At 57.3% G+C, this 7057-nt stretch carries 5 protein-coding genes; 4 read left to right on the top strand and 1 reads right to left on the bottom strand.

Annotated elements, in window-relative coordinates; translation table 11 throughout:
* Positions 1–348 precede the first annotated feature (348 nt).
* Positions 349–1722: an MATE family efflux transporter gene (locus tag C448_RS01435; protein ID WP_004051348.1), complete on the bottom strand. Its 1374-nt coding sequence runs from the start codon at positions 1720–1722 to the stop codon at positions 349–351.
* A gap of 968 nt (positions 1723–2690) precedes the next feature.
* Between C448_RS01435 and C448_RS01430 the strand changes: the two genes are divergently transcribed.
* The 4 genes from C448_RS01430 to C448_RS01415 all read left to right on the top strand — a co-directional run bounded on the left by C448_RS01430 (position 2691) and on the right by C448_RS01415 (position 6637).
* The gene (locus C448_RS01430) at positions 2691–3260 is read left to right on the top strand and encodes a hypothetical protein (RefSeq protein WP_239640501.1); all 570 of its coding nucleotides are present in this window, start codon (positions 2691–2693) and stop codon (positions 3258–3260) included.
* 77 nt (positions 3261–3337) lie between these two features.
* Positions 3338–4504 (top strand): ISH3 family transposase, encoded by a 1167-nt coding sequence (locus tag C448_RS01425; RefSeq protein ID WP_004051346.1) that lies wholly within the window; start codon positions 3338–3340, stop codon positions 4502–4504.
* A gap of 674 nt (positions 4505–5178) precedes the next feature.
* Complete coding sequence (locus tag C448_RS01420) at positions 5179–5745, top strand: TATA-box-binding protein (protein ID WP_049916014.1); 567 nt, start codon at positions 5179–5181, stop codon at positions 5743–5745.
* A 385-nt stretch (positions 5746–6130) separates the two neighbouring features.
* On the top strand, positions 6131–6637 hold the full coding sequence (locus tag C448_RS01415) for an RDD family protein (RefSeq protein ID WP_004051344.1): 507 nt from the start codon (positions 6131–6133) through the stop codon (positions 6635–6637).
* Positions 6638–7057 lie beyond the last annotated feature (420 nt).

The following is a 7057-nucleotide window of genomic DNA, read 5'->3' as shown; positions in this document are numbered from 1 at the left end:
GAGACAAAGAAGCGGTATCTGTGGAGCCGCGATCTTGAGGCTGACTAATCGATAGGAAGAGGTACGCGAGCCGCTCCATGCGGAGCGGCTGCGCTATCGTGACGCGAATTCATCTTCGCGAAAGTGATAGGAATAAATACAAAACTCTTTGCTCATCTATAAAATCAAACAAAAGTACCATTCCCGGCCGCGATACGTATCAGCTAACTAGCTGTAACGGTCTTGTCTTCCCTCTCAACAACACCAGACTTGNAAAGTACCATTCCCGGCCGCGATACGTATCAGCTAACTAGCTGTAACGGTCTTGTCTTCCCTCTCAACAACACCAGACTTGGTAGGGTCCTGATATTACGCTGGGGTGTCGGGGCGGTGACGCCGGCTGACCTGTTTCCACTTGTCGGTGGCGAAGCGGTAGTAATTGAGCACCGCCGGTACCGTCGTTTCAGCGAGGAAGGCAAGATACAGGCCGTAGAGACCGAGTGAGGTCGTCGCGCCGAGGTAGGCCAGCGGGATCGCGACGCCGAAGATGCCGAGCACCTGGCTGTAGAACGGCCACTCGGTGTCGCCGCTCGCATCGAGCGTGCCGGCAGCGGACTCCGAAACACCCTTGAGAACGATTGCAACGCAGGCCGCAGAAACCAACGACACCGCGACCGAGATCATGGTCTCGGAGCCGCCGCCCGCGAAGGTGGCGACGATGGGGTCGGCGAGCACGAAGACGATACTGGCCGAGACGACGTAGACCGCGACCGCGAACCGCACGATCTCGCGGCCGTACGCCTCGGCGGTCTCCTCGTGGCCACTGCCGAGCGCCTGGCCCACGAGGCTGGAGGAGGCGAGACCGAACCCCCAGCCGGGCGTATTCATCAGCCCCCAGATCCGGCGCGCGATCACGTACGCCGCCACGACCTGCGGGCCGAACAGCGCAACGATCGCGAGCATCGGAAACTGCGCGATCGTCCAGACGAGTTTCCGACCGACCACGGGGGTTCCGATGTCGACGAGTTCGCGGACATCGCCAAGGTAACTCCCCCGCGGATCGATCTGCACCGGAAGCTCGCCGAGACCGGGCAGCCGCCCCGCGACGAGCCCGCCCGCGAAGATCCCAGTCACGAGTGCGTTCGAGAGCACAGTACCAATCGCCGCGCCGGCGACTCCGAGATCAAGCCCGAAGATCATGACGCCGTTGATGACGGCGTTTGCGATCGCACCACCCGAACGGAGAATCATCGGTGTCTTGGCGTCGTCGACGCCGAGGAACACCCGACTCCCGATAAGGTTGAGCGCCGCAAAGGGGATGCCAAACGCCACGATCCGGAGGTAGGTCGCACCGAGCGCGACCGCCTCGGTATCGTTGCTCAACAGCGCGACGAGATCGCCGCCGAAGACCCAGAAGATCGCAATGAGCGGGAGCGTGATCGCCACTACGATGACGGCGCTCGATCGCACGGCTCGATCGACCGCACCGAGGCGCTTGGCCCCGTAGCGCTGGGAGACCAGCGCGATCGTCCCGGCAGCGATCCCGCCGCCGGCGGCGAACGCGAGCCCCCAGAAGGGACTCGCAAAGCCCACACCGGCGATGCCAGCGGAGCCAACCGCGACCCCGACCATCGCGATGTCGACGGCGTTTTTCGACATCCGGGCGATGCCGGTAAGGATGCGTGGCCACGCGAGGTGGGTCGTCCGGCGTGCCCGCTCTGGTTCGATGAGATCGGCACGCACGAGCGCAAGACCGATATACAGTACGACTACTCTGAGAGGGTTTGAAAGACGGACCACTATGTACAAAGACACTACTCGATAGGGGGAATATAGCCCTTTCTTTCCTGAATTGCCCCATTCTATTTATCGTTACATATTCGAGAACGTTTCTGGTTCATGCTAGCAGTTACCACTGTATTGCGTCGGTCACACAACTGCTGAAAACATGTCATAGAGGGGTTCCCACAGCAATTTGCGTGAAACCGACGGACCGACCCGTGAAAGAGTTTGATTTCGAGTTACTCGCCGGTCGACATGATCTGGACCTGATCGTTGACGTAGTAGATTCGATCTCGGTCGTCGAGCACCTCTCGGCCCACTTTCAGTGCCTGCTCAACCCATACTCATCCGTTGTGCGTCGGGTGGTTTTGTCGAGCAGTAGATCTTCACCCATGTCCGGTTTCGGAGCCGCTCATGCAGCATTTCTTTATTATTGTCAAGTTAGCTCACGACATTGGAAATTCGTCAATCTGAGCAGCCTTCAAAGAATGTTGTCAATAGAATGTCTGGAGACGCTTGTTCTACTCGTCTAGAATCCTCAACTCCAACTCTGTGCCGCATTTTTAATAGAGCAGAAAAATCAGGAGCTGTCGCGTTTGATCACGAGATATGCCGTTTTGATATTCCAATACGAAAATAGAAATCTTCATATATCGTATGTGAGAACCAATAATATGCAACGACGACGCGTCTTGGTTGGTCTCACAGCAGGGTTTTCACTCCTCGCTGGCTGTAATGGTAGTACAGGCAACAACAGTAGCGGGAACAACTCTACCCAGTCCACAAACGGATCTAACACGTCGGCAGGCGGTGAGACAACTGCAACGACAGTTGCGACCACAATGGCCGAAACCGCACAAGAGACCGCTACTCAGACTCAAACTCAAACTCAGACACAGACCCAAACAGCCACTGCAACTCCCACCCCAATGCAGACAGCTACATCCCAGCCCACAGCAGAACCCACAGCTGCCGGAACGGCAGCGATGGGGGAGGGAAGTCTTGACCTCTCGGATCGCGAGACCTACAGCAGTGATTCCTACCCGTACACGATCGAATATCCGAGCAACTGGCAAGTGGATGAAACCGACCCCACGGAGGTTTCTTTCACAGCTGCAAATATGCCAAGCAGCCTGACTGTGTTCCTCCGCGAAGGTGCGCCATCGTCAGTGACGCTCGACCAGGCGACAGAGCAGTTCTTGAGCGGTTACCAACAGTCTGCCGGAGAGAACGAGATGACGAATGAAACGCTCGATCGACGGGAAGTCACGCTTCCAAACGACAGCCGCGCGACCTTTCTCGATCTGCGACTCAGCTCGGCCGAGGCCTCCATGAACATCCGACAAAATGCGGTTCTCACGCTCGTTGGTGATACCCTCTATACCGCTGCGAGTACCATCCCAGAGATGGTGTATTCCTCGGAGGTTGGCCAGCAAGTAGAGGATATGCTGCTGTCATTGACGATCAGTGGCGGCTCTGAAAGCACCGTCACGGTGTGAACTACCCGCCCGCACTGCCACCCATAGGCTCAGTACCTCGCAAAGCCGGTTAGTGGCGACGTCTGCTTGCTGGAGATGTGACCACAAAACAGCAAGCAGACGACGAAATCCACGAGGACCAGCTCCTTAATTTCCTCGTCAACACTCTCACTGGCGCGTTCTCCCTCACTCTCGGCGAGAACGCTGAAATCGACCCTGACGACATCTTCGAGGTCCTCGTCGGCGCGTGCGCCGACGGGACCTCCATCTCCTCGCTCTGCAAGCATAGCGAAGACGCTCCCTCCGGCACTGACGTCCTCCACCATCTCCGTACGAAGTTCGATCTCAACGACGTCGCTTCCGTCGGGAATCTCCTGCTCCAACGCGATGTGCTCGAACTTCTTCCCGAGCAGGTGGAGGTCGTCGTTGACCTCCACCTGCGGCCCTACTACGGTGATGAAGACGAAACTGAGGGTCTCTATCACTCTGAAGCCAAACGTGGCACGACCGCGTTCCACGCCTACGCCACGCTCTACGCACGCGTCCGGAACAAACGCTACACGCTGGCGGTGCGCCGTCTCGAAGACGGCGACACCGCCAGCAGTGTCCTCGCGGAGTTCCTCGGTCTTCTCGAAGGCCTTGACCTCGAGGTCAAGGCTGTCTATCTCGATTCGGAGTTCTACGACGGCAAGTGTCTCACGCTGCTGCACGCGCACAACTACGCCTACGTCGTTCCGATCATCAAGTGGGGAGCGGCGATCAAGACGGAGCTTCGTCAGGGATGGAGTCGGACCATCACTCACGACCTCGAAACGGGATTCGACGGTCACGAGTGGACCGTCGAATTCCCTGTCTACATCGACTGTACGTACCAGAACGGTCGGTACGACGAGCACGGTGTGGCGCGTCACGGCTACGCCGTGGACGCGCCGTTCATCGAGACGCCCTCACAGGCGCGGACCTACTACAGCCGTCGGTTCGGCATCGAATCGAGCTACCGCCTCGCGGAGAAGACAACGATTTCGACGACAACGACTGATCCGACGCAACGGCTGCTGTTCGTCGTGATCAGTCTGCTCTTCCAAAACGCCTGGCGGTATTTGCACTGGGAGTACGTGGCGACGCCCCGCCGTGGCGGGCGTCGCCTGTGGGAATGGTCGTTCGAGGAGTTCATCCGCATGGTGACGCGGGCAGCATGGACGGCCCTCGACGTACGTCGGGCCGTCCCCGCGAACAAGCCACCTGACGAGCGCTTCAAGCGCTAATCCACCAATCAGGACTGCCCGCTTGTCGAGTGGCAACGCCGTCGCGTCGGCGGCGTTCCGCCGCCGACTGCGACAGGCTCGATGCTCTCCATGCCGAATCGTCCTTCCCAACAGTTGCTCGGCACCGATTTCTCCATCGAACTCACATCTCAGAAGCAGTCAGCCGACGAGCTTTGCGAGGTACTGAGGCTACTCGTCACGACCGATGACTTCGACCACACGAAGCGGATGTTGATCGTTGTCGACGCTTAGTCAGGTTTGCTCTCCGGTGTACTCCTGGGGACACTCTTGTGACTCGGTGGAAATCCTGCTATCCCTGCGCGGAGCATGGGCACAAGAAATCGAACAGTCTTCTCTATTGAAAATAGACAATTGCGCAGGGTTTTGATGGTTTAGACAATTTCTCCCCGATATAATTCATTAAGCATCTGGTATATATAATTGGATTGATCGCGACGATCACTGCCAAATCAGACAAGAAACTCACGATTCTTTCCGACTCAAATGTGTGACGTCTCAGTTCAAATCCACGAACCCTGCCGCCGTACCCCATTTTCAATAGATCAGTCGTTACGATCTATCGAGATGAGCGCGGGAGAAAAATCGCGCGGTGTCACGTATTCGGACAGGTTTATCCCGCCGCTGTTTGAAATTTCACGGGATAAGGCGTGACACTGGAAACTGACCCGACCGACACTGTCGAGATACAGAACGTGGTCGGTGCAGGTGATCTTGAACGGGAGGTCGATTTGGCGACCTTAGCGTCTGATCTCAATGGCGCAGACTACCAGCCGTCGAACTTTTCCGGCCTCTTGTATCAGGCTCCGGACCACGAAGCGACGGTGATGGTTTTTGAGTCAGGCAAAGCCACTGTGACAGGAGCGACGAGCACTAGCGAGATGCGGACGGCCTTCGAACATTTCGTGACGATCGTGCGTGATCTCGGAGTCTCGATCGAATGCACACCCGAGATCACAGTCCAGAACATCGTCGCGACCGCTGATCTCGATGAACAGCTGAATCTGAGCCCGGTAGCGATAGGGCTGGGCTTAGAGCAAACCGAATACGAGCCCGAACAGTTTCCGGGATTGGTGTATCGTCTCGACTCGCCAACAGTAGTCGTGTTGCTCTTCGGGTCGGGGAAACTCGTCGTGGCGGGTGCGACCGAGCGCACGACTCTCGAGACGGCGGTCGCAACGGTTGCCGAACAGCTTACCGATCTCAGTCTCCTTGCCGACTAGTTGGCGTATGAACACACTTTCCAGCCGATCTGTTGGTCTCTATTACAATATCCATCAGAAAGGCTCACGAGACGTCGTGGGTGAACAACAAACCATCCGCCGTCGTCCGGACGATGGTGTGAGTGCCGAGCGACGGGGTACACGTGATACGCAAAATTCCTCGATGCATAGACCGGCCACTGAATCATTCTGCCATGGTCATCGGATAGTGTTCCCAGAGCGGACATTCTGCCGACGGAACGCCGATCGCAACGTCACACCGACCGTCGTGGTTGAGTACGCCCGCTGTCTAACTCGTGAGTGGACCAGCGTGTTNGCGTGTTGCTGGCGGTTCCTCTTAAACCCAAGTACATAGATTTAAGTCCCATATTGTAGATGGAATGGTATGGAAGGATATCCGACCCGACCGACACGGGACGACACGAGTGTTATCGGTGCCAGAATCGGAGCCCAGATCGTCGACAGTATCGCCGTGGCCCTCATCATCGGCGTCATCGCCGGTGTGATCGGGGCGATCGGTGGTGCGATCGGTGGCGATGCAGGGAGCGTGATCGGCGGGATTGGACTCTTGCTCGGAGTCGTCGCCGGCTTCATCTACTTCTTCCTGCTGGAGGGGTTGTGGGACGGCTACACCGTCGGCAAGAAACTGTTCGGCATCAAAGTCGTCGAGGAAGACGGCGGGCAATGCTCACTGAGTTCCGCATTCGTTCGGAATCTTCTCGAGATAATCGACGGCCTGTTTTACTACCTCATCGGGTTCATCGCGATGGCCGCTTCCGACAAGAGACAGCGGATCGGTGACCGTCTCGCCGGGACGATGGTCGTCCGGGAGACACCCGCCGACACCGATCAACCGGCAGACACCACAGCGGACCAAGCAACAATGCTGTAGTCCGCCGTGTTGTCCACGATCACCTCGCCTATAGTTGTGGGATTTCTACGCCTGCACTGCATCACGCCGGTTTGGACGCATGTCAATCGACCGCAAACCATTTACCATCACGGTCTTTCAACTGAGACGCGGTTGTTGTCCCGGAGTCAGACAGCAAGCGTGGGGAATGGTCGTCATGTCTCTCCGTGCGCTCGTGTCCCCACGTTTTCTGATACGCCCAAGCTCAGCTCCCCGTCAGATCCCCCCGCCCGAAGATAACTCTCTGTCGCCGAATCTGAATCTTCAATGGACGGCCAGAACTCTTTTTGAGACGATGTCTGTGGATTGAACCCTGTGGCGTTTCGACTATTTAAAACCGGCGTGAGCCGGTAGTGACGACCTGATGTCTGTGACCTCTAAGTCGGCAGATAGGCCGTCACC

The sequence above is a fragment of the Halococcus morrhuae DSM 1307 genome (genome assembly GCF_000336695.1).
In the GTDB taxonomy this organism is placed as follows: Archaea; Halobacteriota; Halobacteria; order Halobacteriales; family Halococcaceae; genus Halococcus; species Halococcus morrhuae.
The sequence above is the reverse complement of the archived record's forward strand: the minus strand, read 5'-3'. Positions and strand labels throughout refer to the sequence as shown.